Origin of the sequence: Hahella sp. HN01 (assembly GCF_018986435.1) — a bacterium.
Lineage (GTDB): Bacteria > Pseudomonadota > Gammaproteobacteria > Pseudomonadales > Oleiphilaceae > Hahella.
Map to the genome: position 1 here is coordinate 218,829 of NZ_JAHMIN010000006.1, position 26,657 is coordinate 245,485.

A 26,657-nucleotide genomic window follows, 5' to 3' on the forward strand; every position below is an offset into this window, starting at 1 on the left:
GAATATTTTCGGGTTGCAGAAAAAGTATAGCTTACCGGGTATAGGACGTTATTATTTATGAACTTTTCGGGTTCCGTAAAGTAGGGAGCCTTTTGCTGTATAGCGTTGTTGAATCAGGAGAGAAATGATGGAAATAGTGTCCGCCTGGCTGCTTTATCACCGGGCTTCCATGGAGCCGATGACGCCAGCTAATTTCGATGGTTCAGACTACATGGTCGGTGTCGCCGTTGTTCCCGCTACCTCCATGAAAGAGGCTCTGGAACTGTTTGATCAGTATCTGGCTGACAACAGGATGAAACTGATGGACCTTTGGAAGTGCGAACAGTATCGCGGTCCTATCGGGATAGGCGGACCTATTCATGTGCCGTCGTTGACGGAGCCTGAGCTGGGCGTTGCAGCGTCTCAGGCGTTGGAAAATGAACGCATCTATTGTGTTGGCGGCATTTCCTCTGAAGCGTTGGCGTATGAAGAACAGCTTGGCCATGATGAAGATTAGAGGCGCGCTGACCCTCGCTGAAGGGCGCTATGACTGCAAAACCGATGTATCTCGCGCGCTGGATAACGAGGAGCAGGAAAAACAGGTTGTGATAAGAACTTGCCTGCACTCTTATGAAGAATGGCGGGCGACCTGCCATGTTTACGGCTTTCCATTTCCGTTTCTCGCCTGGATACGCGGTGAAACCGTTGAGGCCGCTATCGTGGACAGTCGCGAAGTCTGGGTTTTCAGTGTGAACGCAACGCGAACGCAAGACATCGTTCGGGCCATTCGCGTGGGCATGTTCTTTTTCGACGTGACGGCGGATGTTCTGCTGCATGACGTCTACACCAAGAATCTGGATATGGGAGATGAGCCGTGTGCGTCCCTGGTCAACGCCAATAAAAGGTTATACGAAAACACATGCGTTGCTCTCAGAGAAGCCGCTCACGCTTTGGCATACGAGGGTGATGTTAATTTCTGGACATACAGTCACCACAACAATCCGAGAGTGCCGCAGAAAGCCTTGCATGAGGCTTTTTCCAATGCGGGAGCAAGGTCTGTCATAACTGATAGCATCAAGACCCACTGGACACGGGTCGGCAATAATCAGGGCGATCCCGGGTTAATCTGTAAATCGGACTTACATCGGGCGATTTTATAAAAGCGCCAGTGACATTCGCACTCATAGACGGCGAAACAGCCAGTCAGGCCGCAGCGAAATTTCAAAAAGAAGAGAGCGACAATGCAGGATAAATGGAATGTCTATCCCCGATTCACCGACGAGGGGCAAGCCTGGGTGTTGGTAAACCTGGGGTATGAGGAGATTGCGCGGACGGACGCTCGTGACTCTCTATTGGCGGTAAAGCTGGAATTGCAGCGCGCCAACGCCCATGGGCTGCCAACCTCTGAGGAGTTTGCGGCGCTGGATAATATTGAAGAGGCGCTCCTTCAAGGCTTGGAGGCGCAAAACGCCGCCTATGCGGGACGCATCACCGTAAACAGCCAGCGGTATTTCTTTTATTACATGAACTGCGATGAAGAGATCGCCGCCGCGATTATCCGCAACGTTGGTCGCCAATTCGGTTATATCCTGGAATTCGACGTGAGCGCAGATCCGGAAAAGCAGTCCTATTGGCGGGATCTCTATCCGTCAGAAGACGACTGGCAAGTTATTCAGGACCTGGAGGTGCTACAAACGCTGGCGAAAAGCGGCGATCAACCGGACATCCAAAGGGAAGTCACGCACTGGGCGCACTTCCCGACGCAGGCTCAGGCGCAGCAGTTTGTGGATTGGGCGGTGGCAGAGCATTACGTGGTGAGTTGCTGCGCCAGGGAAGAGGATGGAGACCGGTTTCAGGTGACATTCAGCCATAACGGCAGCATGCGGTTGGACGACATATCGTTTCATACGACGCTCTCTAATCGTAAGGCGCATGAATTCGGCGGCGAATACGACGGTTGGGAAACCAGTGTGGAAACGGGCGCGCCCTCCGCACCAGCGAAAACGCCGCTGTATACCGGGCGGCCTACGCATATGATCGGCAGCGTGGCCATCGCCAGTCTGGCGGCGGGCGGCATTGGCGGCGCAGCGCTGTTTGGCGCGGTAGGGATCGCTTCTCCTGTTGCGTTTTCTCTGGGTGACTGGTTTCCCAAATTGGCGGAAGGCGCATTGATGGGGATATTTATCCTGTTTGGAATGGGAATATTCGTGCTGACGCCCTTGCTGTTGATATTGCGATTTTTCGGCTACGCAGGGCCGTTCTTTGTGTATGCAATCAGCCTGTTTGTCAGTGTTCTGTTTATGCTGGACGAGCCCATCCTTGGCGTTGTCGGACTGACCTTATCCTTACCCGCCGCCTATATTTTTTGCCGTTACGCTTATAGTCGCGGTCAAACGTATTAGTTGGAAGCAGTGCGCCAGCGGCTTGTGCAGACCGCAAAAGTTACAGCTGAATTGCACAAGCTACAAACACTCGCCGTCTATGAGCCTGATGCGCATCTGCGGGACGGGCTTTGATCGCGGCCCTGCTGCGCTTTGTCGGACGGCTGGCATGGACTTTGACTGATAACTCCTGAAGTGAATGAAGCCTGTGGTGAATGCGGGCTTCTTCCGTTGCATTCGAACAGGAGGATACACAATGCATAAACTGGCCATTACCGTCGCCGCCGCAACCCTGGCGCTGAGCGGCGCCTTAAGCGTCCAGGCGCAAGACGCCACACGGGTTTCCATTAACAAAATCAGCGAGGAGGGCGTTGGCGACAAAATAGGCTCAATCATTTTGGAGCCCACTCCCAATGGCGTATTAATCCGTCCTATTCTGGAAGGACTGGAGCCGGGAATGCATGGCTTTCACCTGCATGAAAAAGGGAGCTGCGAAGCGGCGGAAAAGAGCGGCGAGATGACCGCGGGCGCAGCAGCCGGAGGGCATTACGACCCTGACAAAGAGGGCGGACATACCGGTCCGTTCCGTCCGGGACACCAGGGTGATTTGCCAGCGCTATTCGTCGATGAAGATGGAAACGCCAGCCAACAAGTGCTGGCGCCCAAACTCAAAGTCGAGGACATGCGCGGACACGCCCTGATCATCCACGAAGGCGGCGACAACTACTCCGACAAACCTGATCTCGGAGGCGGCGGCGCGCGCATCGCCTGTGGCGTCGTCATCGACGAGGACTTCCAGTCGCAATCCGCCGTAGAGCCGAAAAAGCAGCAGAAGCTGCAACAGAAGGATGACAGCGCCAGTTAACGCGTAAGCGCTATAAAGTAAACGTCGAAACCGCCAGCTGTTTACCAGGAAAAGCTGTTTACCAGGAAAAGAATACAAGGGAAAGCACGAAGAAAAAGTACGTAAAAGGAAAGAAAGAGGGAAAAGAAAAGGCCTGCATTGCGCAGGCCTGTTGTAGAAGCTTAACAGCTGGCTTGATTAGCCCGCCGCCGGCTGAGCGTGTCCGGATTCGATCTCGTCACCGACGGGATCATCCTTATGCTGCCGCGCCAGCAACACATACAACGCCGGGGTCACAAACAGCGTAAACAGGGTGCCGATGGCCATACCGCCCACCAGCACCAGGCCGATGGAGTTACGGGCTGCGGCGCCGGGGCCTTCCACCAAAGTCAGCGGGAAGTGGCCCGCCACGGTGGCGACGGAAGTCATGAGCACCGGTCGCAAACGGGTCATGGCGGCTTCATGCACGGCGTTGAGCTTATCCATGCCCTGCATTTGCAGTTTGTTGGCGAACTCTACGATCAGGATGCCGTTTTTGGAGATTAATCCCACCAGAGTCACCAGTCCCACCTGAGCGTAGATGTTCATGGTCGTGGTCCAGCCGTTGGTCCAATAGGGCATATTCGGGTCCGGCATCTTCAATGTGGTGAAGATCAGAGCGCCGAACATAGCCAGTGGCGCGGAGCCCAACAGAATCACGAACGGGTCGCGGAAGGAGTTGAACTGCACCGAAAGCACCAGGAAGATCATCAGAATCGCCAGTCCCAATGCAGGCAGGAACTTGCCTCCTTCGGTACGCAGCTGACGGGACTCTCCCGTGTAGTTGATGGTGTAGCCCGGCGGCAGAACTTCTTCCGCCGCTTTTTCCAGCACCTTCAAGCCTTCGTCCAACTGGGCGGTCATGCCGGACAGTTTCACCGCATTAAGCTGTTGAAAGCGGTTCAGTGAACGCGGCACCGTGCTGTCGGTGATCGTGGCCACGGCGCTGAGGGGCATGAGTTGTCCCTCTGGGCCGGAGACATAGATGTCTTTGAGCTGATCCGGGTTCAAACGCTCCACTCGGGACACTTGTGGAATCACCTTGTAAGCGCGTCCGTCCATGTTGAGACGATTGACATAGTTGCCGCCCAGGGCCGCGCTCAGGTCCGCGCCGATTTGCGCGTTATTGAGTCCGAGGGCCGCCACTTTGCGATGGTCGATCACCACTTCAGACTGCGGTTGGTCGTACTTCAGATCGATATCCGGCGGAAAGTAGAACAAGCCGCTTTCCATCGCCTTCATCTGCAGTTGTTGCGCGAGTTGCAGCATCTGTTCAGGTTCAGCGGTGGAGGCGATGACGAACTCCACCGGGAAGTTGCTGCCGCCGGGCAGGGCGGGGGGCTGCGCCGCGAACACCTGTAGACCGGGAATCTGGCTCAACTGATACTGCATGTCCTGCACGATTTCCGAGATAGAGCGGTCGCGCTGATTCCAGGGCTTCACCACCATGCCGCTGAAACCGCCGACGCCCAGCGCCGCGGCAAACGGATCGGAAGGCGACAGTAGTATCTGGAAGGTCAGATCCCGCTCCGGCGCGTTCAGGAAGATTTGCTCTGCGGCGTGACCGAAATGCGCCTTCTGGTCCGCCGAAGCGTTCGCGGCGTTATTGATGATGCCGAACATAAAGCCCTGATCTTCCAGCGGCGCCAGTTCTTTGGGAGAGAACATGTACATGGGAATCACCATCAGACTGAGTCCCGCCCAGATGGTGTACACCGCCGGACGCGCATGCAGCACTTTCTCCAGCACAGAGCCGTACAGATCGCGCAGACGGTCGAAGCGATGATTCACCCAGCCGGTGAAGCCTTTTTCCTCGCTTTCGGCGCTGCGCAACAGCTTGGCGCTCATCATTGGCGACAAAGTCAGTGCGACGATGCCGGAGATGGTCACCGCCCCCGCCAGAGTCAGGGCGAACTCGCGGAACAAGGCGCCTGTCAGCCCGCCTTGCAGGCCGATAGGGGTGTACACCGCCGCCAGGGTGATGGTCATGGCGATGACCGGACCAATCAACTCCCGCGCGCCGATGCGGGCGGCTTCAACCGGACTGCGGCCTTCGCGCAAGTGCCGTTCGACGTTCTCCACCACGACAATGGCGTCATCCACCACCAGTCCCACAGAGAGGACTATCGCCAGCAGGGTGAGCAGGTTCAACGTGAACCCGAACATCTGCATCAGAAAGATTGCGCCAATCAGGGACACGGGGATCGCCACAATCGGCACCAGCACAGAGCGGAAAGACCCCAGGAACAGGAAGATCACCACCACCACGATCAGCAGGGTGTCAGTGAGGGTGCCCACCACTTCATGAATGGCGTTATTGATGTATTCCGACGCGTCATAACCGATGCCGCCCTGCAGGCCGGGAGGCAGGTCTTCCTTGATCGCTTCCAGATCTTTACGCACCCGCTCCACCACTTCGATGGTGTTGGCGCTGGGAAGCGGGAAGATGCCCATGAACACGGCGGTCTGACCGTTGAAGCTGACTTCGGTGTCGTACTCCTCCGCGCCCAGCTCCACGTCGGCGATGTCCTGCAGACGGATGATGGTGTCGTTCTCCTGGCGAATGACCAGTTCCTTGAACTGCTCCACGGTATGCAGGTCGGTGTTGGCGGTCAGATAGGTCTGAACAAAACTGCCCTTGGTGCTGCCCACCGGCGCCAGATAGTTGTTAGCGGCGAGGGCGGCATTGACTTGCGCGGGGCTGATGTTCAGCGCCGCCATGTGATCCGGCTTCAACCAGATGCGCATGGCGAAAGTGCGGGCGCCGAAAATATCCGCCCGCTGTACGCCGGACAGCGCCGCCAGACGCGGCTGCACCACGCGCACCAGATAGTCGGTGATTTCGCTCTGTGACAGCGATTCCGACCAGAAGCTGAGGTAGGCGGCGGCGAATTCCGAATCGGCGGATTGCACGCTGATGGCGGGCAGCTCCGAGCCGGCGGGCAATTCGTTGCGCACCTGATTCACCTTGGCGGTGATGTCCGCCAACGCTTTGGTGGGATCGTAGTTAAGCTTGAGCCGGGCGGTCACCAGAGACAGCCCCAGCATGCTCTTGGACTCGATGTAATCCACGCCGTCGGCGGAAGCGATGGCGCGCTCAATCGCCGTGGTGACAAACCCCCGCACCACGTCCGCGCTGGCGCCCACGTAGGTGGTGGCCACTGTGACGGAGGCGTTCTCGCTCTGCGGATACTGCCGAACGCTGAGTGAGTTCCAGGCCTGCACGCCGGCGATGATAATCACGATGTTGACCACCAGGGCCAGCACCGGACGCCGCACGAAGATATCAGTAAAAGCTTTCATAATCGGCGGCCCTGTCAGGTGTTCTTGGGTTGCGGATTAAGTTTGAAATCCGGCGCCAATTTGTTGTCGATGAGCACGGACATGCCGGGCATCAACTTGAATGAACCGGTGGACACCACACGGTCGCCGGATTTCACGCCTTCGACCACGATGACGAAGTCGCCCTGGGTTTCTCCCAACCGCACCAGTTGTTGCCGCAATACCAGCGGCGCATCGCCGCCGTCTTTGGCTTCGCCTTCATCGACGATATAGACGGAAGAGCCGTAAGGGCCGTGCAACACTGCCGTAGAGGGGATAAACAGCACGTCGCGCGCCTGCGCCAGAATCATCTCAATCGCCACGAACATGCCCGGACGCAGTTTGCCTTCGGGATTGTCCAGGGTCGCCTGCACTCGGACGTTACGGGTGTTGGGGTCGACGTCAGGATTGAACGCGGTGATTTTGCCGACAAACTTCTGCTCCGGGTAGGCGTCGGTGACGACTTCCACTTTCAAACCTTCCGCCAGCTCGCCCAGACGACGCTGCGACAGCGAAAACTCCACATACACCGGATTCAACGCTTGCAGGGACACGACGGGCGTACCCCTGTCCAGGAACTGGCCGACGCTGATCTGGCGAATCCCCAGTTTGCCGTCGAAGGGGGCGCGCAAGGTTTTCTTGGCGATCACGGCGCGATTGTAGTTCAGCCGCGCTTGCGCCTGTTTCACGTCGTTCTCCGCGTTGTCGAATTCGAGCTGGGAGATATTGCGCGTTTTGCTCAGTTCTTTGGCGCGGGTCAGGCTTAACTGGGCGCGGTCAAGGGCCACTTCAGCCTCCCGTAACTCGGCGCGTTCGATCTGGTCATCGAACAGGACCAGAACATCGCCGGCTTTCACGTCTGCGCCGGCGGAGAATTTGATTTCTTTCACCGTCCCATCAATTTCCGTGTTGATCACCGTTCCTTGTACAGGTTTGACGGAGCCCACCAGGGAGACGCGCGGTCGCCATTGCGACTGTTCGACGGTATAGGTGTTGACCGGCGTCGGCGGCATGGTCATCTGCGCGGCGGCGGCCCCCATGGTGTCGAACTGCTGCATCTTGACCTGGATGATCCCTCCAACGATGAGCGCCACGACGACTAGGCCAGCGAACACCCATAGGAGCTTTTTAAGCATATGCACTTCCTCTGCAAAGTGAGTTAAAGCGTTGGATCACATTCGCCAAATAGCCAGCAAAGTGGTGAAAATATGATCATAAACCTGTCAAATCCCTGTGTCCCGGCTGTCATTAATGGACTCCGGCAGGCAAGTGGAAGCCTGGAATAGAGTGGGGATTTACACCTTGTCGAACGGCGAACGCGATTTTCGACAAAGTGAAATGAAAAAATTTTAATTGAGAATATGCTAAGGAAATCAAGTTATTGTGATAATTGCAAGAGGGCGATTAATAGAATTTCACCCTATTAAGTAACAGCTGCAGGGGAAAAGTTACTAAGTAGGGAGCGCCTAATGCGCTTTTACGATATAACTAGCTAAGTTTCGCGAGGGGGGGAGTCCGGGCTGGGTGTTTTTGCGGCAGTGGATGACTGGTTAAATATGCCAGAAACGGAAGCTGGGGAACGGTCTCAAATTATGAATTCAGCCTTTGTAAACCATTACGGCTCCCCTACAAATGAGTTTTTAGGGTTTAAGACATGCGTCCTCGAAAAGGTCGTCTTTTGCACTGCCACGGTGATCAATGAAAACGTATTTGATAGGCGCTGTTGTAGGCGCGTTAATGACCTGCTCAATTATCTATCCTTTCGTCATGGATGAGCTGGCGCGCAAAGAGCAGGTGGCTCGAGACAATGGCTTCCTGGATGGGATACAGCATACTGTGAAAGCGCTATCGAAGAGATTTGACGAACCGCCAAAAGGCGCTGATGTTGAGGTTATATATTCCATAAAGACTACGGACGTGGTGGTTTTCAAGGTTGATGGAATTGATACTATAGGAATAGTTCCTTGATGAATCTTTATAGATGGATTTGGCTTTAAAAGAAACGATCATGAACGATACGTTTAGCGTTGACTATTTTAGCGACACAAAATACAACCTTTTGACTGCTGAAATTTCGTATGGTGGCCAAATACTCTGCCAAATAAATAGGGATAAAGGCATTGAACACGTGGAAATAGAGTTTTTCCACGAACAATGGCTTTTGGACAAGCCGCCTGCTATGAAATTCCCTCTTGACGCGTTTTTATCGTTAGTTGATGAGATCAGACAAGAGCTTTCTGAACTTGAATAGATGTTTTTAAGTCAATTGAACTTCTTGTGGATGCCCATACAAAACAAAGATGTATGGGCGGTCCCCCTCAAAAAGTTTTATAACGCTATCCTGCCATATTGATAGGACCGAAGAATGAAGGATGTCCATAAATCCGCCCTGTGGGCGCTAATCTGTATTCCAATCACCCTTTTTGCAGGCTATTTCAGCTATGCAATGGCGCATGGCTCTTTCACTTTTCTTGTTATCTTTTTAGCGCCAGGAGGGTTATTTATTTCGCTAATGGAAGGCGTTCTTGACTCTAGCTGGTCATTGATTACTGTAGGAATACTCGGACAGTATCTGGGCTATTTCGCCATTATCCACGGAATTAGAAAGCTGGCGAGCTGGTTTCCGTTCCGTGCGCGTAAGGAAGAGCCGGCTAACTAAGCGTCCAGAACTTTCATACAACGAAGAGTATCACCATGGAATTGGACCATATTTTTATCTGCGTATCGGAAGAAGCTCCGGAAGGGGATTTGTTGACCGCCTTTGGTTTGACGGAAGGCTCCGCGAATACTCACCCTGGTCAGGGTACGGCTAATCGTCGTTTTTTCTTCCACAACGCTTTTATCGAGTTGTTGTATTTAAACGATCCTGAAGAAGCTGACAGTGCGCTGACTCGGCCGACGATGCTGCTGGAAAGGCTGACCCAAAGAGGCGCTGCCGTTTCGCCATTTGGCTTTTGCTTTCGACCTGAGACAGGCAAGGAGCGAAGCCCTGCGCCATTCAAAAGCTGGGATTATCGACCTCAATATCTGCCGGAAACCCTGCGCGTGGAAGTCGGGAAATCGCCATTAAGCGAGCCCATGTGGTTTTACCTGGAGTTTGCCGGCAGACCAGACCAAGCCGCCCCAGAGCGCGCACAACCACTAACGCACGCCACCGGTTTCAGAGAAATCACGCGTGTTTGCGTAACATCCCCCAATAGAGAAACGCCCTCCGACGCCGCCATTCTGGCGACCACTGCGGGCGGATTTGAGATGTCGACGGCGGATGAGAGCCTATTGGAAATAGGCTTTGATCACGAAAAAGAGGGAAAGCATCACGACTTCCGGCCTCATTTGCCGTTGGTGTTTCGGTGGTGATAGAAGCGACGGCGGGGCTTAATCAAACAATATGATCCCCAGTTCGGCGTCCAGCTGATCGCACAGCTTTCGTTGTTGTTCTTCAGGGATATTGTTGCTGTAAAGGTTTATTTCTTCCAGCTGCTTCAGATTCAGAATTTCTGATGGCGCTTCGGTGAGCTGGTTGTCATTCAGGTGCAGGCGCTTTAACTGAGTAATCTCCCCAATTTCTGGAGGTACTTTCTTGAGTTTGTTGAAGCTTAGGTCTAATTCCGCAAGGTTAGGCATATTCTTCAGTAGCCCAATCGCCGGCGGCAGTGTCTCCATATTATGGGTTTTCAGCGCTAGAGATCTAACGCCAGCGAATTTTTCCAGGCATCGTAGCGCTTGGTCTATGTTATCCGTGTCAAGACTGAGGCATAAATGAGTGACATTGCCGGGCAGGTCTGTCGAGATGGTGATACAGCTGATATCCATAGATAGATAGGCCAGCTTTTCCAGTTGCAAAAGCACCCCAGGAACAGATCTGAATAGGTTGCCAATCAGAGATAGAGAACTTAATGAGGACAGGTTTTCAATACTCTGAGGAAAAAGCTCCAGTTTGTTGTCGTTCAGCTCCAGCGTGCTGAGTGAATGCATGCGCCCAATAGTTTCGGGCAGCGCTACCAGGCGGTTGTTATGTAAGTACAGCTGGCTCAATTTGGACAGCCCGCCTATTTTGTTGGGGAGCGCACTAAGGGCGTTCTGACTCAGGGAGAGAAGCTCAAGCTCCGCCAGATCACCTATATCTTCTGGCAGGCTTTCCAGCCTGTTGTTCAGGAGCGTCAGGCTTTTTAGCCGAGATAGACTTCCGATGGAAGATGGCAGGCTTGTTAGTTTGTTATTATCCAAATACAGATGATTGAGTCTGGATAACCTACCTATCGTTTCTGGCAATTGTTGAAGTTGATTACCGGACAGGCTGAGTCGCTCTAAGTTTTGAAAAGCGCTGATGGCGGGGGATAGCTCCTCCAGCATTCGATCCGACAGATAAAGCTCGGAAAGCTGTTTAAGCTCTCCAAGTGCATTGGGAAGGTTTGGCGGCTGATTATCAGGAACATAGTCTCTTAGAAACTCGAATGCTCTCTGGTAATTTTCACTGCTATTGATCACGTCTAACCCCTGCGGCCGGCCTGCAAGTATAGAATGCGGGAAAAGCCTTTATCATTTCAAAACTAGCGCATTGGTGGCGAACTATATAAGAAAAACGTCTAATTTGTTTATCTTTTCAATGACTTTTGATATGAGTGCGAGATAAGCCACATACCTGAGGACCCGGTTGATGACCATAGAAACAGAGCAAGATTTACTACACCTGAAACATATCGGCGGCATTGTCGCGACGATTTTGCAGGAGATGATAGCGCGCACCGAACCGGGGATGACGACCTCAGAGCTGGACGCCATTGGCAAGGCGTTGTTTGAAAAATATGAGGCTCAATCGGCTCCGTTACTCTCCTATAACTTTCCCGGTTACACCTGCATTAGCGTGAACGAAGAGGCGGCGCACGGCATTCCTGGCGATCGCGTTATTCGTCCTGGAGATATCGTTAATATTGATGTTTCGGGCGAAAAGAACGGTTATTTCGCGGACACAGGGGGCACTTTTATCGTGCCGCCATCCACGCCGCAAAAAGACCGGTTGTTACACGCGACCAAGTTGGCGTTGCGCAACGCCGCAGCGAAAGCGCGGGCGGGGGAGAATCTGAATGTCATCGGCAAGGAAATCCAGAAAGTCGCCAAAGACAAAGGCTTCAAAATTATCAGAAATCTGTGCAGTCATGGCGTAGGGCGCAGTCTGCACGAAGACCCGAAGGAGATTCTGGGCTATTACGATCCTCGCGAAGAACGGCGCTTGCACAAAGGGCTGGTCATCACCATCGAGCCCTTCCTGTCCACCAAGAGCAAACACGTAACGGAAGCCCGCGACGGCTGGACCCTGGTTGGCGCCGCAGGGAATTTATCCGCCCAGTTTGAACATACAATGGTGATCACCAACGGCCAGCCCATATTGGTGACCTTGCCACATAGCGCTTAGCGCCTTTTTTGCCTCACGGTTGTGACTCTCCGAACTTTCTAACCGTAGGTTGGATAAGCAAAGCGCCATCCAACGTGGGCGTCACAATTAGCTCAGGGGAATGCGTTTAAGCTACGGGACATTGCCCCATAGTTGGCGACAAAAAGCAAAACGTGATCTGCTGATTTGGCGTGTTGGAAGGCGCTGCGCTTTTCCAACCTACCGACACTCATTCGTATATTTAGGTTCTGCCCCCCCCAACGGGTTACGAATCAATCCAGCTGCAGGTAAGGATGCAGATCCATATCCGGGCAGTCCCACGAGGGATCGTTCAGCACTTCCCGGATTTTTGCTTTATTAAACTGATGGATGTTGCCACCGTAATGTTTTTTGAAGTCGCCATAACTTAACTCAACGATTTCCGAGAGCTTTTCACGCAACTCGTCCGTCAAAATGGCCTTGTTAAGCTTCTCGCTCAAAGCATTGTTGTACTCAGTAAAGTCGATATTTTTTAAATCCCAGTATTCAGGATTGTAAATTTCACAGATTGCGAAAGCTTCGATGACATGCATCTGACGTGAAGATTGAGGCGTGGCGTTTGAGCTGGCGCAGCAGATCGCCAGGACTCCGCTAACGATCATTGTTTGAACGTTACATTTGAATTTAATCATATAAAACTTCGCGCGAAAGGTATCCGATTGAGCCTGGCTAACTGTGTAAGAACGGTTGTAAGAAGGTAAGTCGGATAAGCAAGGCGCCATCCGACAATCGACGTTGAACGATAACACAATGGGAAGTTGTTAATGTATTGGGCGGATGCTCTATGACAGGGCGCCCCGGGGCCTTCTATTGTCCGGAACGTTGGAAGGCGCTGCGCTTTTCCAACGTACAGGGTCTCATTCACAGATTTATATGCCGGCCATCTGCCGCCGATTAAGAATGGGATGCGTATACGGGCTGTTCCTGTGTGGCGGCGATTGATTCTTCCAGGCGGATGGATTCTGTCAGGCCGTCGCAGCTTTCCGCCCAGATGGTGACCCATTCAGGTAAAAGGGGAGACATGGACGGTACGCCCAGATATTCGGCCAGGTCTTCCGGTTTTATGGCGCCTTGCGCCCCTTTGAAGAATCCACGCATGAACACGACGCCCGCCACGCGACCTTTGCGAACAAAGCGATGCTCCATATAGGACCACTTATCATCCCAGCCCACCAGACGGGAATGTATCTCGAAACGTTCGAAAAGCCTGAGTTCCTTGCGGAATTTGGCGGTTGCTTCCGCGACGATCGGCAGCGCCCGGTGTTTCAGCGCGACTTTGCCGACGCCGCTGCGCAGTATGTAATCTATGCGCCCAACATCCGCCATGGTGAAGTAGCGCCCGTTGTTGACATGAAGGTTGAGGTCCAGGTCATTGGGCCAGACGCGCATCTTAACTACGGTCGTATCGAACGGTTGCGCAGGCTTTCTCAGCATTGCCATGAATAACGCTTTAATCAGACGAAACCACAAATTCATTGTCTAACTCCATCGGGAATAAAAGGGCTGCCGGTCGATAGCTACGATAGTGGGAGATGGTTTTTGGCGATACATGCAGAAATGACATTTTTCATGCGAAAAGCGCAAATGGCGGTAGCTCTCTCCATATTTTTGAAATGATTAACAAGTGAGGCCCAAGCCCTTGACGACAGCGTTGCGTCAGTGCGCAAATAGCGCTAATAATGCTGTTTGAGTAATGGCTGACAAACGCTTTTGCAGGCCGAAATATCTCAAAATAAAATTAAATATGATCTGTAGTGATTTGATAAATAAGAGGATGGTATGCATGTAACTGTTCTGATGGTGAACCAATGCTCATCCGCCAGTATTGCGATTACCTTGGAAACACTGGCGTGCGCGAATCAGTTTCATGCTTATCGGAATCGGTCGCAGGAGCCTCTTTTCAATATTCAGACCGCCTCGCTGAATGGTCACCCTGTCTCCTGTTCAGGCGGCCTCACGCTGACGCCGAATGTCTCGTTAGAGCAGATTACAGGCACAGACCTGATCGTCATTCCGGGGTTCTTATTCAACCTAAAGCCGGCGCTGCCGACCTTTAAGGACTTCGCCCCCTGGCTCAGAGCGCGGTTTGCAGAGCAGGCGGCTATCGCCACGATTTGCACGGGCGCTTTTTTACTGGCGGAGTCGGGCTTACTGGATGACATGGCGGCGACCACCCACTGGTATTACGTCAACGCATTCGCCCAACGCTATCCCAAAGTGAAAGTAAGCAAGCAGCACATCATTACTGAGGATAACCGCATCATCTGTTCAGGCGGGGCTTCCGCCGCCATCGACCTGCTGCTTCATATCATTCGTCGCTATGCGGCTCCGGAGATCGCCGCTGAGTGCTCCAAAAAACTGCTCATTGACACCACCCGCAGAGAGCAAACGCCCTATGTGATGCTGTCCTTCAACAAGAATCATGAAGACAGGGAAATACTCAAAGTTCAGGACTGGCTGGATCACCATTACGCCAGCGCTATCAATATTGAAGAGCTGACCAAACAATTCGGCTTCGGCGTGCGTAACTTCAAACGGCGCTTCAAGGACGCCACCGGGCAAACTCCGATCAACTATTTGCAGAACTTACGCATTGAGAACGCGAAAAGGCTGATCGAAACCACTCGCATGAGCATTGAAAGCATTACCTTTGAAGTCGGGTATGAGGACAGTAACTCCTTTCGTCGTCTGTTCAGTGAACGGGTAGGGACGACGCCCAGCAGCTATCGCAAGAAGTTTCAGGTTCCGCCTCCAGGGGGACGGACCAACTGCGCATAACCTTCGTAAGAGCCGTGATCCGACTACAGCCACTGGAAGTTCGGCGAATTCTGACCAATTCTTATACATAGTCAGTCACAGGGATGAGCGGACAGGGATCTTGGACTTTCACTACGAAATTGAGACGCTGAGCCCTGGTCGCTGGCGGCCGGAAGGAGGGTCCTTTGTATAAAACCGTGGATTTGAATCGTTTGCCGGTGCTGGCGTCTCACGCTGACGTTGCTTTGTTTGACTTGCACCCTGACGTCATTTTCATTCTGGATCTGGATGTGCACGCTTTCTGGTGGGCCAATGCGGCGGGCGTGGCGTTCTGGGGCCTGGATAATGTCCAGCAGGTGATTGACAAGGATATGTCGGGGGATACCGCCAGCGCGCGACGCCGCATGCAGCAGACCTTCGAAAAGGCGGCGTTGGAAGGCGTGTCCGTTGATCCCTGGACCGCTTATCCCAACGAGCAACCCACACGCCTGCACATTCGCCACAAAGCGGTGTTATTGGGGCCTGAGCGCCATCGCGGCACCATCGCCTTTATTTCCGACGGCGGCCCTTCGGGGGACAACCCGGAGCAATGCCTGTTCGCGGAAGCGATTCATTACACCTCGGTTGCGGTGACCAGCTTCTCCCTGGAAGGACAGCCGCTGTTTGAAAATCCCATCGCCACCGAACTCTACGGATATGCGGTGAGAGATGACGCACCGGCGGGCGTATCCGTGTTCGAAAGCCGTTTTCATGATCTGCAAGAAGGTAGAGAAAGGTTGCGACAGGGGCAGGCGCTGCTGGACAGTTCGCAGGATCATTTGATGATCACCCGGCGCGGTGTTCGCAAGCATACTCTGGATATGCGCGCCAGCCGGCATCCGGTGAGCGGCGAATACGTGATACTGGTGTCCGAATACGATATCAGCGCTTTGCAGCAGGCGCTGGATGAGTCGGAAAGAGCCAAGGCGGAACTGAAAAAGCTGGCCCACTACGATGCGCTGACTGGCGTGCCTACGGTGCGTTTGTGCAAGGACCGCCTCGACCGCATGATCGCCGTCGCCAGGCGCAACGAGGCCATCGCGGCGCTGTTATTTATCGATCTGGACGGCTTCAAGGCGGTGAATGACCAGCATGGCCATGACGCCGGCGATTGTCTGTTGAAGGAAGTGGCGGTGCGACTGCAATCCTCCGTACGCGCCTCGGACACCGTGGGCAGAATCGGCGGCGATGAATTTATCGTGTTGATCCCGGACCTGCAGCAGCGCGAGCATGCCGGCGTAGTCGCCCATCAAATCATCAAGACGCTCTCCATGCCGGTGACCGTGACGTCAAACGACGGCAGCGAAGTGGAAGTGTATATCGGCGCCAGCATTGGCGTGGCGTCGTTTCCTCATAACGGAGACGACCCGGAAGCGCTGCTGCGCAATGCGGACGCGGCGATGTATCAGATCAAACGTCAGGGCAAGAATAATTACGGTTACGCGTAAAAATTGCAGTAATTGCAAGAAAAGGCGGGCCGCAATTGAGAGAAAGCGGGCTGTAATTGAAAGAAGACGGGCGGTTCAAAAAACACGCGGCCGGGAAGGCGCGGCCGCGTGAAAAATACAGCAATTACACTTGATTACTGCATAGCATCTGTCTCGAACACTCTATTCATCTACGACACAACTTCCGTTGCGTCGATAGACGTTATTGACTGCACAAGAGGTTCACTTCTTTTCTCAGTTTCGGCAAAAAGATATCCGTAAAGAAGTTGTACAGTCCCATTTGGTCATGCTCATGGGTATAGATCGCCCATGGGTCCAGGATGACGGAACGGATACAGGGAATCGCGTTCACTTGCTGGGGATTTTCAAACAGACGCTCGCCGAGGGCGTTCATGAAGTCGTCGCCGTAATCATCCCGATTGAACGTGGTCATCGATACGAACACCTGGTCTGGGGAGACAGGTTGTCCTGGCGGCACGCTGAGCTTGTCGAACAGAGCGTTGTTCAGCTGCAGCGTCCGCTCGACTGAGCGGTCATTCTTATCGACGAACACATAGTCCACGATATTCTGGTCGCCGGAGACTTTACGCAGGAACGCGCTGATTTCCCGGTGTTGCAGCAGGTCACGCTTGGAGACCTGACGTTTCCACAACATTTCCGCGATAGCTTTACGCTGCATTTCCTGATCCTTGGGCATCGGGTTCAGCAGCGCCAGATCGAACTTGTCGTCCGGGAAGGCGATGTCCATGGTGGCCAGATACAGGTAGAACAACTTCGAGTTCAACATGCTCTGGTTGATGATATGGCCATAACCGCGCTTGTCTGGACGAATAGTCTGATGGCTGAGGTAAACCGCGGTGGCCGCCGCGCCGGGCTTGGAGCCTTCCAGACCGGACTCGCCGATATTGCGGGTGTTGATGCTGTCGCTGTCGCCTTCGGAACTGATATAAGGCGCGCTGAAGCTGAGCAAGTTGATGATCTTCTCGTTGCGGTAAGTCAGACTGCCCGCCGGGTAGGGGATGTAGCCCATTTTGTGTGGATCGATCGTGGCGCTGTCGCAACGGTGGACATGAGCCATGCTGTCGTAGACGGACTGGCGGAACCAGGAGTCGCTGTTGTCGAACTGATCCGTCGGCAAATTGCCCTGCTGCGGCTCGGAACCCATCTCAAATGGCTTGCGAATACAGGCCATGAAATAGCCGCCCCAGGCGCCGTCGGTATGCACTGCATACTCGAAGGGTTCTGCATCGCGACGGAAGTCCTCGCGGATCTGCAGTATTTTTTCCACCGGGTCCACGGCGCCTTCTTCGGTGGAGCCGAAGACAGCGACGTTCAGCAGGATGGGCTTTTTGTTCTGCTTACAGGTGTTCAATACGGTCTGCAGCAGATCGGTTTTCACTCTGCCTTCTTCGTCCACATAAACATTCAACACGGCGTCGTCGCCAATCACGTTGATGTCCGTCATCTGTGCTTCGGTCAGGCCTTTCTGACCGCCGCCCAGGCCGAGCACGGCGGCTGACTTCACCCAGGAGTAATGCTTGGTGGAGGGCACAATGATCGCTGGCGCTTTGATGTTTTCCGCCGCCAGGTATTTGTTCTGGAAGAAGGTCATGCCTCTGGCGTTGAGAGAGTAGTTTTCTCCCAGGGTTTTCCAGACGGTCGCTTCGTCCACCTTGAGCAAACTCGCTATCTTGCCTGGCAGATTCAACGCGTCGTCCTGCATCAGGTTGAGCAGACGCCAGGCGCTGGCGTCGGCGACCCGCTGGCCGTCAGACAGGGTGAGGCTGCTGCGGATGGAGGCGTAGGGCTGTCCGTCCTCCAGCGCGTATTTAATGCCCAGAGGCATGTACTTGAGTTCACGGGCGGCCCACACGCTTTCGATGTTGGCGACCGTGCCGCCGCTGGTGATATGCGACCAGGAGCGAGGCACGGTGGACTCACTGTCATTCTCCAGCGGACGCACGTTGAAGCCGGCCATTTGCGCCACGTCATTGGCCGCGACGATTTCCAGCAATGTGGTCGCCGGCGCCGCCTGCGGCGTGACGTTATTCTGGTTTTGCAACATGCCGGACAGGTAGCCGATAATCGCCGGCAACGTGATGTCCCAGGTCATATGCCCCTGATAGCGCAGGCTGGAGAAGGGCACGGAGTATTGCGTCAACAGGCTGAGCAGGTCGTCGCTGCGCTGCTCGATATTCTGCAGCGCCTGCACGTAGGCATCGGAAGACTTCACTTTATCTGTGATATATCCGGGATCTTCCGGAAACTGATTGGTGCGTCCTTCCAGGGTTTTCTCGACGACGGCGCTCAATAACTTCTTCACTACGTCAAGATTTTCGCCTTTTGTGCCCATAAACCAGCCGGCGATAGAGGTGTCGTCCAATAGGGGCGCACTGACTAGGCCTTGTTTTAAATGGGATTTAACTTGTTTTAGAACATCGCGTGAGACAAATTTCCTTCTTGGGGAAGTCATTTCCATTACGGGATCTCCGTTTATTGTGCTTTACATGCAATGTTGGGGAATCGCGATATTTAAGGCGGGTGTTTCCTAATCAGAAACAAGCTTGATCAGTACGGCGTGAAATCGTCCACTCAGAGACAGCGGTCGCGAGATGGCTATCTTAGTACAGTCAGGGGAATTAGCAACCGGAGAAAACAAGGTGGCGGCGCAGGCCTAAGCGGCGCTGTACGTCCGGTTTTGACGGGAGCGGGGAATGGCGCGAGACAGGCGGCGGATTGACTAACGGATGACGATCGAAACCACTTATCAGTTTATTTTTGGCAGCGCTTTACTGGCGTTGCTGTGCGTGTTCACAAGCGTGCTGTCGCGTCGACTTGGAGCGCCATTGTTATTGGTGTTCCTGGTGCTGGGCATGCTGGCGGGGGAGGACGGACCCGGAGGCATTAAGTTCGACGACTTCGGACTGGCGTTTCTGGTGGGCAACCTGGCGTTGGCGGTGATCATTTTCGACGGCGGCCTGGGCGCGCGCCAGGATACTTTCCGCGTCAGTCTGCGCCCGGCGTTGTCGCTGGCCACCGTAGGCGTTCTGGTGACCGCGGGTTTGACCGGGCTGGCCGCCCACTGGATTCTCGACCTGACTTGGCAGGAAGGCCTGCTGATCGGCGCCATTGTCGGCTCCACGGATGCGGCGGCGGTGTTCGGCCTGCTGCGTAGCGCGGGACTGGAGTTGAAAGAGCGCACCGGCGCCACGTTGGAAATCGAGTCCGGCTCCAATGATCCAATGGCGATATTTCTGACCATCACCCTGGTGCAGTTAATAAGCGCGCCCACGGGCAATCCCGGCTGGTCCCTGTTGAGCGAGCTGGCGATTCAAATGGGCCTGGGACTCGCGGCGGGGGGTGCGGGCGGCTATCTGTTGTCGTGGCTGCTGAGTCGTTTGCAGTTGTCCGCCTCGCTGTATCCGTTGTTGGCGTTGACCGGCGCGCTGAGTCTGTTCGGCGTGACCAACTTAATGGGCGGCAGCGGCTTTCTTGCGATCTATATTGTGGGCGTGATGATCGGCTCCAAATCGCTGCCTTATGGCGGGGATATCCATCGCTTCCATGACGGGCTGGCCTGGCTGAGTCAGATCATCATGTTTTTGATGCTGGGACTGTTGATTACACCCAGCAAAATGACGTCGATTATCGCGCCGGCGATCGCCATCGCCTTCGTGCTGATCTTTTTCGCCCGGCCTCTGGCGGTGTTGTTGTCTCTGGCGCCTTTCCACTTCCCGTGGCGAGAGCAGGTCTTTATCAGTTGGTGCGGGCTGCGCGGCGCAGTGCCGATCATTCTTGCGCTGTTTCCTTCTTTGGCGGGGCTGGAGCAAACCCGCATCTACTTTGACCTGGTGTTCTTCGTCGTGCTGATTTCGTTGATTCTGCAAGGCTGGACCATTGCGCCCATCGCCCGATGGCTGCGCGTGGAGCTGCCGCCGCCGGTGCGGGAACCGGAGCATCTGACTCTGAAAATTCCCGACTCTCAGGACAAAGAACTATTACTGTATCAGGTGACGCCGAGCTGCCGCGCCCTGGGAATACAAGGCAAGCAACTGCCAATGGCGGAAGGCGCGCAGTTGGTTGGCGTGATGCGTCTGGGCGTCCTGTTGGCGGCGCCGGCGGAGCAAAAGTTGGCGGTAGATGATTATGTGATGGCGCTGGCGACAGAGGGAAGCAGTAGCGCTTTGGGGCGGTTCTTCGCCCCGGAACAGCCGCTCAATTTGGAGACCAGTCTGTTTTTCGGCGAGTTCGCCATCAACCCCGACGCCAGGCTGGCGGATCTGGCGCAGCTGTATTGTTTTGACGTGCGGGATAAAGATAGCGCGCTAAGCGTCGCCGACTTTGTGCTCACTCAATTTCACGGCAAGCCGGTGGTGGGGGACCGGGTCCAACTCGGACCCGTGCAGTTTGTGGTGAAGGAGGTCAAAGAAGGCGTAATCACCGCGATCGGGCTGAAGCTGGGGCGGAACTGATCCGCCCATACTATGCCTGAGTAGATTTCAACAGCCTTTCTGATTTCTGGCCGGAATCAGAGCAACACTATTCCTCTGCAAGTTTAGACGCCGCCTGTAATCTCGGCCATGCCGCTTTTTGCGGTGATGAAACAGACGACGTGACGGCGACACTATGAGGGAACGCCAGGCGGTAGCCGCCCAAAGCGACGAACCAGCAGATAGCGAGGGTCCAGATATCGTGGGAAATAAAGTGAGCGCCTCGCAGTTGTTGCGCGACGCCGAAGCTTGCCCCCAGGGCTAACGCAAACCCCAGCGCCCTGAAGCGCCAACGAGGCAAGTGAACCAGCGCGACAAAGTAAAGGCCGATCCAGGCGTAGCCGCCGCTGGCGTGGCCGGCGGGGAAACATTGTCCATCCTGGCTGGCGGCGTCAAAGGAGATCGCGCCGCCGTAGCGCAGCAAATCCCAGGGGCAGTTTACCTGGGTGAGGCGTTTGAGCAGGGAGACGCTGAGCAGGGAAATCGCCACACTCGCAAACAGATAGACCAGGGCGCGTCGATAGGGGCGGAGTCGTCGCACGAAGAAGGAGCCTGACAGCAACGCCAACAGCACGACGGCCATAACGGCGACCAGACGTCGCCCGTCGTTGTGCAGGAGGTCGCTGGTGACCCAGGCGTCCCGTAAAAACCATTGATGTCCCTCCCAGCTATAGATTGCATCCGCCAGTGACAAATCCAGATGCAGGTCGTTGATCAGCATTATCAGAGCCAGAAAAGCCAGGAGCGGATACCAGAAGTGAGTTCGATAAAAATCCGTTGAATCGTCTTGCCAGTTTTTCAAAATCGTATCGTCCGTCTAACAGCTTGTATGAAGCATTCTAGGAAAGGGCGGACCAAGCAAGTCTCAAGAAAATATCAAGCAATGATCAAGAGTCTCCAACTTTGATGTTTGCTTGATGTCACGTTGATAATTGGTTGCTCCCCGCCTGATTAGGATGAGGCTGTCATCTACTAATCGGCGTGTGACGTTAACCGTGAATAACCCGGCGGAAGGCGCAAACAAGACAAGCCCGCGCATGGGCGCGAACAGAAAGCTGCGGACCTTGGGCGTGAGCCTGTGCTGGTTGGCGACGCTGTGCGGCGCGCAGGCTGTTGCGCAGGCTGTTGCGCAGGAGAAAAAGGATCATTCTGACGCAGACTGCGAGCCCATTTACGATGCGGAGAAAACCTCGAAATTCGACTTTGTCGGGCTAAGCGGCGCTTATTCACTGGAGGAGTACGCCGGCGCCGAGATAGGACAAATCTGGGTGGAGCCGCTGCCAGTGTTTGACGAGTCCGATCCAGAGGAAAATAACTTCCTGTATCGCCTGCTGAACAAGATTCATATCCTGACGCGCACGGATGTGGTTTCCGGACAACTCCTGTTTAAAAGCGGCGATCGACTGGATGTGGACCAGCTGCGGGAGTCGGAGAGGATTCTCAGGAAAAACAGTTATCTCATCGACGCGCGCATCGTGCCGTTTCGTCAGTGCAACGGCAAAATTGACCTGCTGGTGGTGACGCGGGATATCTGGACGCTGGAGCCGGGTGTGAAGTTCAGTCACTCGGATGGCGCCAGCAAGGTGGGTCTGGAGCTGAGCGATAACAATATCTTCGGGACGGGCAATCAAGTTTCCGTCGCCTACAACAAGGATGACGACCGCAGCAGCGTCGACTACATGTTCGGCTCCAATCATCTGTTCGGAACCCGCCTGAAAACCCAGATGCAATACGGCGACACCAGCGATGGAGAAACCAAACTGTTTTCTCTGGAGCGGCCTTTCTACGCGCTGGACAGCCGCTGGGCGGCCGGCGGCGATCTGCATGAAGACTCTGTGGTGGACAAAATCAAAGATGAAGGCGAGGAGGTCAACGCCTATCGTCACGAGAGCAATCTCTACAATCTCTACTTTGGTCTCTCAGACGGACTGCGGCGCGACTTCGCCAACCGCTGGTATGTAGGGATCACCCGCGAGGAAGATAACTTTTCCGCGGTGGACGCCACCCGCAGCGGCACGCCGCAAGACCGCGCCTTAACCTATCCCTGGGTGGCGTACGAAAGAGTCGAAAACCTGTTCGCCACCTATCGCAACCTGGACTTCATTGAGACTACGGAAGACGTGTCTCTGGGGAAAAATATCTACTTGAAACTGGGCTACGGCGGCGACTTTCTGGGCAATGATCGCACCCAATGGCGCTTCAATGGTCAGTACAGCGACGCCTACAGTTTTGGCGAGCATCACCTGTTCTTTGTCGGCGCCCATTTGGACGGCTATTGGGATACGGAAGACAGCGCACTGGAAAACACTCTGGTCGGCGCCGACTTATCCTACGTACATCTTACCGATGATCAGCACCGCTGGTTTTTCGGTTTCAAGGCGGACCTTGGCGACAATCTGGACCAGGACAAGGAACTGACCCTGGATGATGAATTCGGCTTGAGAGGCTACCCGGGCGGCTTTGAACGAGGCGACCGCCGCTTCCTGGCCAGTATTGAACGCCGTTTCTATTCCACCACCCACGTATTCAACCTGTTCCGCTTGGGCAACGTCGCCTTTATCGACATGGGCCGCGCCTGGGAATCCGGCGACAGCGAGGCGCCGCCAGTCCTGTTCGACATCGGCCTCGGCATGCGCCTCATCTCCAGCAAAGCCCGCACCGGCAACGTCATCCACCTGGACTTCGCCATCCCCATCAACGAACGCAACAAAGTCGACGCCTTCCAATGGACGTTGAAGGTTTATGATAGTTTTTAACGTGGATTTTGCGCTCAGGGACGCGGGTTAGGGAGAGGCGTTAAAGAGGAATGTTCGACTTCATGTAAACGAAAAAGGCCTTCCGTTGTATTGGAAGGCCTTTTGGTTATCGCATCAGATCGGACGCTTTCAGTCCGCTGCTGATTGTTACTGCCCCTGCGTCTCAACCTTCAGATAAGGTCCTGGCAGCAGGCCGTTGCTGGGCGAGTTGATGGTTCTGTAGTTGGCGTTGGCGGAGAGTCCCGGCGTTTTATCGCTTACGGAATTCACTACCTGCTCAATCACTGCCGCCACCAGCATGCCCGCCAGGCCATTGTTGCCGCCGTCGGAGGATTGCTGTGCGTAGGCGCGGCCTTGCCACAGGGTTTCGCCGGACCGGGCGTCAACCAGGCGCCAGGATGAAGACACCACTGCTACGGAGGAGATGATCTGGTATTGCTGTCCCCAGTCGTCGATGGTGACGTACAGCACCGCGTCGGGACCGATATGCTCGCGCAGTTTGTCCAGAGGGACGCTGTTCATTTCCGCGGGGGTGGGCAGGCCGTTGTCTTTCATGAACTGATCAATCACCGCAACCGGGAAGACGTAGTAGCCTTTTTCCGCCAGCGGCGCAGAGATCGTGGACAGGAAGATATAGGGCGCATTCACCTCCACCGTGTTGTTTTGCGGCGGAATCACCAGAATCGAACGCGGTTTGCTCGCCAACAGCGCGGAGTAGTCATAGGGCTGCTGTGTGGCGCAGCCGGTGCTCAATACAACGGTCAGCGACAACAGGCCGAGAAACTTCCAGAGTTGCAAAGATCTCATTTAGTCGCCCCCTTTTTGGCTCTCTCCAGAATACCGTCGATAAACTGTGCGGATTCAGGGTAGAGCGCCTTCTCCTGATTGAACGCCTCTACCGCCATGCCGGGCTCTCCGGCGCTGGCGTAGATCATGCCCAGATGCGCGTACAATCCGGGAGGGACTTGCTGGCCGTGGTTGTTGGCCTGCTCAATGGTGACCGTCAACTTCTCGATCTGGGTATTGTTGTCCGCTTCGCCGGGCTTGGTGTACATGTCCAGCAAAACGTCCTGATAAGACCCCCAGTAATAGAGGCTGCGCGGTTGGTTGGCGCACCCGGCCAATAAGGCGAGGGCCAAAGCCGGCGCAATAAGGCGCAAAGTATTCTTCATTCCAGAATTACCTGACAGCGAATGTAAGCGGTTATTTCAGTCTCAGTGAGCCTGAATCCAGGTCACGAACCAGGTTGTTGACCACTTCGGTAATGGCGAAGTTCAGTACCTTGCCGTTCAACGTGGCGTCATAGCCGGCAGTGCCGCCGAAGCCAATGATTTCCCGGTTGCTCAGTTCATATTCGCCTGCGCCCTGGGTGGAATAAATGATGGCGGAGGTTTCTACGTCAACCACAGACAAGGCGACTTTCGCGTAAGCCACTTGTTGCTTGCCGCGGCCCAGGAGACCGAACAATTGCCTGTCGCCCACTTCTTTACGGCCGAATTCGGTGACGCTGCCGGAGATAACGTAACGGGCGCCGGCGATCTTCTGTTTAACGCCTGCGATCTGCGCTTCTTGTTGCAGCTCCTGCATGTTGTCGCGGTCCACCAGATTGAAACGCTGAGTCTGCTGCATGTGGGTTTTCAGGATGGATTTGGCCTGATTGCCCAAACGGTCTGTATCCGATGAAAACAGTCCTTGCATATAGTTGGAGCGGTTCTGGAAGTTGCCGACCACCATGGTGGTGCGCTCGCCGTTGTAGGAGGTGCCGTAAGAGGCGACTTTCTGGGGTTCGATGGCGCGGTGGCTTTCAGTGGCGCAAGCGGAAACCATAATGGTCAGCGCAACCAGCGCTGCATTTTTCAAGGCCTTCATGGAAAAGTTACTCCTTAAGGGGGGATAGTCTCGAAGTGTAGTTGAGCGCGCTCAGTCGCTCAAAAGGTGACTTATACTTTTTACAATTAGCTTATGCAACCCCTATTCATGGCGCTAAGGGTTCTCCCTTATTAGATGCCGGCATGGAGGCGTACGGCCTGTCTAATAAATCACCATTGCCTTCCCGCCGCTTAGCCCAGAATGAGAAAGACGCGAATCTCTCCGGCCCGGCGTATGTCAGCGCGAGATGCTTGAGATAACGCTCCGCCACGCGCAGCATTTCACCGCGATAGGCTTGCCAGGCGCCAGCTTGGGTGGGGAAACCTTCTTTAATGGCGTTGGCGGCGCTGACGGCGCTCGCCAGACAATGAAACAGTCCTTGAGAGGAGATTGGGTCGAACGAAATCAGGGCGTCGCCGATAGCCAGAAACCCTCGCTGCGCCAGCGCCTGCGTCTTGGAAGCGGTGAGATCCAGTGTTGCGGCGCCGGCGGGATGATAGCGCAGGGGAGCTGGTTCTGACTCGGTAATGACTTCCCGCAGAATGGGATGGCGGCGAGCACGGGCCAGAAAAGCGCCTGCTTCCCGCCACTGATGTCGCAATGGATCATGGGCGTCAAAATGATAGGCGAGCACCCGTTTCCCGTGAGGAATGCGTGCGCTGTACCACCAGCCGTTTTCGTCCGCGCAGGTGCGCAGCGTCGCTTCCTGATCGTTGGCAAGACAAGGCAAAAACGTGAAGGCGCAAAGCAGATCGTCGTCAGCCTGACGAGGCAGCCCTAAACGACGGGCAATGGCGCCGGAGCGACCGGTGGCGTCCACCAGCACGGGCGCAGTATGCACGAGGTTGTCTTGAGGCTGTCGTATTGACCAGACGTCATTGCTGCGATCAATGTCGTACTGCCTGAGCCCCTCCAGAATGCAGGCGCCGGATTCGAGCGCGCCCTCATATAACAGACGGTCGAATCCGCGTCGGTCCAACAGCCAGCCGGGTCCAGCTGGGTCAAATAACGCATCGCGCCACACCGGAGTCTCTGTGTCCCAAACCGATAACGCGGAGCCCCGCTGCAAATGGGGCCCTTCCAGGAAGCGCTCCCACAGACCCAGCTTGCGCAACAGTACGCTGGCGGCGCCGGGCAGCGATTCGCCAATGCGTGGACCTGTTTCTCGAGTCGCACGTCGCTCAATCACCAGTACGTCATGAGACGGACGCAGGAGCCTCGCCAGCGCAGAACCGGCAGGACCGGCGCCCAGAATAATGACGTCCCAGCGGCGCTTATCCTGCGCGCTTGTCGTTGTGGCCAT

General features: G+C 54.9%; 24 protein-coding genes. 13 read left to right on the top strand and 11 right to left on the bottom strand.

Annotated elements, in window-relative coordinates; translation table 11 throughout:
* The first annotated feature begins 124 nt into the window (after positions 1-124).
* From KP814_RS08385 to sodC, 4 genes are all read left to right on the top strand, one after another.
* Positions 125-496, top strand: coding sequence for a hypothetical protein (locus KP814_RS08385; RefSeq protein WP_216736345.1), 372 nt, complete (start codon positions 125-127; stop codon positions 494-496).
* Positions 417-1,139, top strand: coding sequence for a hypothetical protein (locus KP814_RS08390; RefSeq protein ID WP_216736346.1), 723 nt, complete (start codon positions 417-419; stop codon positions 1,137-1,139). Before KP814_RS08385 ends, KP814_RS08390 begins: the two co-directional genes overlap by 80 nt.
* Positions 1,140-1,220: 81 nt before the next feature.
* Entirely contained in the window at positions 1,221-2,381 is a 1,161-nt protein-coding gene (locus tag KP814_RS08395) for a DUF695 domain-containing protein (RefSeq protein ID WP_216736347.1), read from the top strand.
* 235 nt (positions 2,382-2,616) lie between these two features.
* Entirely contained in the window at positions 2,617-3,225 is a 609-nt protein-coding gene (sodC, locus tag KP814_RS08400) for a superoxide dismutase family protein (protein ID WP_216736348.1), read from the top strand.
* Positions 3,226-3,402: 177 nt separating this feature from the next.
* On the opposite strand, the gene KP814_RS08405 is transcribed toward sodC, so the two are convergent.
* Positions 3,403-6,546, bottom strand: a complete 3,144-nt coding sequence (locus tag KP814_RS08405) for an efflux RND transporter permease subunit (protein WP_216736349.1) — start codon at positions 6,544-6,546, stop codon at positions 3,403-3,405.
* A 14-nt stretch (positions 6,547-6,560) separates the two neighbouring features.
* On the bottom strand, positions 6,561-7,700 hold the full coding sequence (locus KP814_RS08410) for an efflux RND transporter periplasmic adaptor subunit (RefSeq protein ID WP_216736350.1): 1,140 nt from the start codon (positions 7,698-7,700) through the stop codon (positions 6,561-6,563).
* Positions 7,701-8,262: 562 nt separating this feature from the next.
* Here KP814_RS08410 and KP814_RS08415 point away from each other — a divergent pair.
* The 4 genes from KP814_RS08415 to KP814_RS08430 all read left to right on the top strand — a co-directional run bounded on the left by KP814_RS08415 (position 8,263) and on the right by KP814_RS08430 (position 9,921).
* Complete coding sequence (locus tag KP814_RS08415) at positions 8,263-8,532, top strand: hypothetical protein (RefSeq protein ID WP_216736351.1); 270 nt, start codon at positions 8,263-8,265, stop codon at positions 8,530-8,532.
* A gap of 40 nt (positions 8,533-8,572) precedes the next feature.
* Positions 8,573-8,815, top strand: a complete 243-nt coding sequence (locus tag KP814_RS08420; RefSeq protein WP_216736352.1) for a hypothetical protein — start codon at positions 8,573-8,575, stop codon at positions 8,813-8,815.
* Between the two features lie 114 nt (positions 8,816-8,929).
* Positions 8,930-9,223: a hypothetical protein gene (locus KP814_RS08425; RefSeq protein ID WP_216736353.1), complete on the top strand. Its 294-nt coding sequence runs from the start codon at positions 8,930-8,932 to the stop codon at positions 9,221-9,223.
* A gap of 35 nt (positions 9,224-9,258) precedes the next feature.
* Positions 9,259-9,921: a VOC family protein gene (locus KP814_RS08430; protein ID WP_216736354.1), complete on the top strand. Its 663-nt coding sequence runs from the start codon at positions 9,259-9,261 to the stop codon at positions 9,919-9,921.
* Positions 9,922-9,939: 18 nt separating this feature from the next.
* Here the strand turns inward: KP814_RS08430 and KP814_RS08435 are convergent, their stop codons facing one another.
* Positions 9,940-11,052, bottom strand: a complete 1,113-nt coding sequence (locus KP814_RS08435) for a leucine-rich repeat domain-containing protein (RefSeq protein ID WP_216736355.1) — start codon at positions 11,050-11,052, stop codon at positions 9,940-9,942.
* A 169-nt stretch (positions 11,053-11,221) separates the two neighbouring features.
* Between KP814_RS08435 and map the strand changes: the two genes are divergently transcribed.
* Complete coding sequence (gene map, locus KP814_RS08440) at positions 11,222-11,977, top strand: type I methionyl aminopeptidase (protein ID WP_216736356.1); 756 nt, start codon at positions 11,222-11,224, stop codon at positions 11,975-11,977.
* 251 nt (positions 11,978-12,228) lie between these two features.
* On the opposite strand, the gene KP814_RS08445 is transcribed toward map, so the two are convergent.
* Together KP814_RS08445 and KP814_RS08450 are read right to left on the bottom strand one after the other, a co-directional pair.
* Positions 12,229-12,627: a hypothetical protein gene (locus KP814_RS08445; protein ID WP_216736357.1), complete on the bottom strand. Its 399-nt coding sequence runs from the start codon at positions 12,625-12,627 to the stop codon at positions 12,229-12,231.
* A 262-nt stretch (positions 12,628-12,889) separates the two neighbouring features.
* Positions 12,890-13,471: a thioesterase family protein gene (locus tag KP814_RS08450; protein WP_216736358.1), complete on the bottom strand. Its 582-nt coding sequence runs from the start codon at positions 13,469-13,471 to the stop codon at positions 12,890-12,892.
* A 303-nt stretch (positions 13,472-13,774) separates the two neighbouring features.
* Here KP814_RS08450 and KP814_RS08455 point away from each other — a divergent pair, with 303 nt between their 5' ends.
* Together KP814_RS08455 and KP814_RS08460 are read left to right on the top strand one after the other, a co-directional pair.
* On the top strand, positions 13,775-14,773 hold the full coding sequence (locus KP814_RS08455; RefSeq protein WP_216736359.1) for a GlxA family transcriptional regulator: 999 nt from the start codon (positions 13,775-13,777) through the stop codon (positions 14,771-14,773).
* Positions 14,774-14,937: 164 nt separating this feature from the next.
* Entirely contained in the window at positions 14,938-16,239 is a 1,302-nt protein-coding gene (locus tag KP814_RS08460) for a sensor domain-containing diguanylate cyclase (RefSeq protein WP_216736360.1), read from the top strand.
* 202 nt (positions 16,240-16,441) lie between these two features.
* Here KP814_RS08460 and KP814_RS08465 read toward each other — a convergent pair whose 3' ends face one another.
* Entirely contained in the window at positions 16,442-18,718 is a 2,277-nt protein-coding gene (locus tag KP814_RS08465; protein ID WP_216736361.1) for a pyridoxal-dependent decarboxylase, read from the bottom strand.
* A 268-nt stretch (positions 18,719-18,986) separates the two neighbouring features.
* Here KP814_RS08465 and KP814_RS08470 point away from each other — a divergent pair, with 268 nt between their 5' ends.
* Positions 18,987-20,711, top strand: a complete 1,725-nt coding sequence (locus KP814_RS08470) for a potassium/proton antiporter (RefSeq protein ID WP_216736362.1) — start codon at positions 18,987-18,989, stop codon at positions 20,709-20,711.
* Positions 20,712-20,778: 67 nt separating this feature from the next.
* On the opposite strand, the gene KP814_RS08475 is transcribed toward KP814_RS08470, so the two are convergent.
* Positions 20,779-21,531 (bottom strand): phosphatase PAP2 family protein, encoded by a 753-nt coding sequence (locus KP814_RS08475; RefSeq protein WP_216736363.1) that lies wholly within the window; start codon positions 21,529-21,531, stop codon positions 20,779-20,781.
* Between the two features lie 235 nt (positions 21,532-21,766).
* Between KP814_RS08475 and KP814_RS08480 the strand changes: the two genes are divergently transcribed.
* Positions 21,767-23,485, top strand: coding sequence for a hypothetical protein (locus tag KP814_RS08480; RefSeq protein WP_216736364.1), 1,719 nt, complete (start codon positions 21,767-21,769; stop codon positions 23,483-23,485).
* 147 nt (positions 23,486-23,632) lie between these two features.
* Here the strand turns inward: KP814_RS08480 and KP814_RS08485 are convergent, their stop codons facing one another.
* The 4 genes from KP814_RS08485 to KP814_RS08500 all read right to left on the bottom strand — a co-directional run bounded on the left by KP814_RS08485 (position 23,633) and on the right by KP814_RS08500 (position 26,657).
* On the bottom strand, positions 23,633-24,292 hold the full coding sequence (locus KP814_RS08485) for a DUF799 domain-containing protein (RefSeq protein WP_216736365.1): 660 nt from the start codon (positions 24,290-24,292) through the stop codon (positions 23,633-23,635).
* Entirely contained in the window at positions 24,289-24,657 is a 369-nt protein-coding gene (locus tag KP814_RS08490) for a DUF4810 domain-containing protein (protein WP_216736366.1), read from the bottom strand. Before KP814_RS08490 ends, KP814_RS08485 begins: the two co-directional genes overlap by 4 nt.
* A gap of 31 nt (positions 24,658-24,688) precedes the next feature.
* Positions 24,689-25,354 carry a CsgG/HfaB family protein gene (locus tag KP814_RS08495; protein WP_127970457.1) on the bottom strand — a complete coding sequence of 222 codons (666 nt, stop codon included), beginning with the start codon at positions 25,352-25,354 and terminating at the stop codon, positions 24,689-24,691.
* 106 nt (positions 25,355-25,460) lie between these two features.
* Complete coding sequence (locus tag KP814_RS08500) at positions 25,461-26,657, bottom strand: NAD(P)/FAD-dependent oxidoreductase (RefSeq protein WP_216736367.1); 1,197 nt, start codon at positions 26,655-26,657, stop codon at positions 25,461-25,463.